General features: G+C 76.7%; 1 protein-coding gene and 2 pseudogenes. 2 read left to right on the top strand and 1 reads right to left on the bottom strand.

The genetic code is table 11. The features are described from left to right. A pseudogene (locus ACOV8S_RS17140) lies at positions 1-322 on the bottom strand (hypothetical protein); the annotation flags it as partial. A gap of 152 nt (positions 323-474) precedes the next feature. Between ACOV8S_RS17140 and tsaB the strand changes: the two are divergent. Next, on the top strand, positions 475-1,128 hold the full coding sequence (tsaB, locus tag ACOV8S_RS17135; RefSeq protein WP_448318663.1) for a tRNA (adenosine(37)-N6)-threonylcarbamoyltransferase complex dimerization subunit type 1 TsaB: 654 nt from the start codon (positions 475-477) through the stop codon (positions 1,126-1,128). Positions 1,129-1,172: 44 nt separating this feature from the next. Continuing rightward, positions 1,173-1,368 (top strand): annotated as a pseudogene (locus ACOV8S_RS17130) (ribosomal-protein-alanine N-acetyltransferase RimI); the annotation flags it as partial.

Here is a 1,368-nt window from a genome sequence, read left to right as displayed (position 1 = left end):
AGGTCACCGCGTACCTGCCGGGCGCCGGGTCCACCGCGCCCGGGACCACCCGGAACACCCGCCGCACCCGGCCCCGCGCGTCAACCAGCCACACCCGGTCCTGCCCCAGCGAATAGACGACCCGCTCCCCGGTGCCCGACCGCGCCGGAAGCCCCATCGGACCCGGCCGCTCCGGCGGGGCGGCTGCCCGGGAGGCGGCCGGCGCGCCCGGCGACCGCAGCGCCGGCGGCACCTTCGCGTGGGCCTGCAGCCCGAGCACCACCACCGTCGTGAGCGCCGCGCCCGTCAACGCCGCCACCAGCACCCCGCTGCGGACCGCCACCGCCACGCTCCCTCACTCGTCGTCACCCGCTTTGTTCGCCGCCCGCACCGTTCGTCACCCAGTGCACTCATGCGTGTGCGAGACGTTAGCAGCGGGGGCGTGCGGAGCCCGGCGAGGCCGTGCGCGGGCCCGGGGAGCCGTAGGCTGTTCGCGTGCTCTTGCTCGCTCTGGATACCGCAACCCCCGCCGTCACCGTCGCCCTGCACGACGGGACGGACGTCGTCGCCTCGTCGAGCCAGGTGGACGCGCGCCGCCACGGAGAGCTGCTGCTGCCCACGGTCCACCGTGTCCTCGGTGCGGCGGGCGTCGGCCTCGACGCGGTCACCGGCATCGTCGTCGGCGTCGGACCGGGCCCGTACACCGGTCTGCGCGTCGGCCTGATGACCGCGGACACCTTCGGCCTGGCGCTCGGCGTCCCCGTCCACGGCGTGTGCACGCTGGACGGGCTGGCCTACGCCGCCGACATCGACGGCCCCTTCGTCGTGGCGACCGACGCCCGGCGCAAGGAGGTCTACTGGGCGCGTTACGCCGACTCCCGCACCCGCCTCACCGACCCCGCCGTCGACCGCCCGGCCGACCTCGCGGACGAGGTCGCCGGGCTCCCCGCGGTCGGCGCGGGCGCGCTGCTCTACCCGGACGCCTTCCCCGACGTGCACGGCCCCGAGCACGTCTCCGCCGCCGCGCTGGCCTCGCTGGCCGCCGAGCGGCTGGCCGACGGCCAGGAGCTCGCGGCCCCGCGCCCGCTGTACCTGCGGCGCCCGGACGCCCAGGTCCCCAAGAACTACAAGGTGGTCACCCCCCGGTGAGCGCAGCGGCGAACGCCCCCGTCCCCGCCGCGGAACTCCGCGAGATGCGCTGGTGGGACATCGACCCCGTGCTGACGCTGGAGAAGGAACTGTTCCCCGAGGACGCCTGGTCCCGGGGCATGTTCTGGTCCGAACTCGCCCACGCCCGTGGGCCCGGCGCCACCCGCCGGTACGTGGTCGCCGAGACGCCGGCGGGTGGACTGGCCGGCTACCCCCGGGGCGCCGCCGCCCCCGACCCCG

The sequence above is a fragment of the Streptomyces sp. CO7 genome (assembly GCF_053474865.1).
The sequence above is the reverse complement of the archived record's forward strand: the minus strand, read 5'-3'. Positions and strand labels throughout refer to the sequence as shown.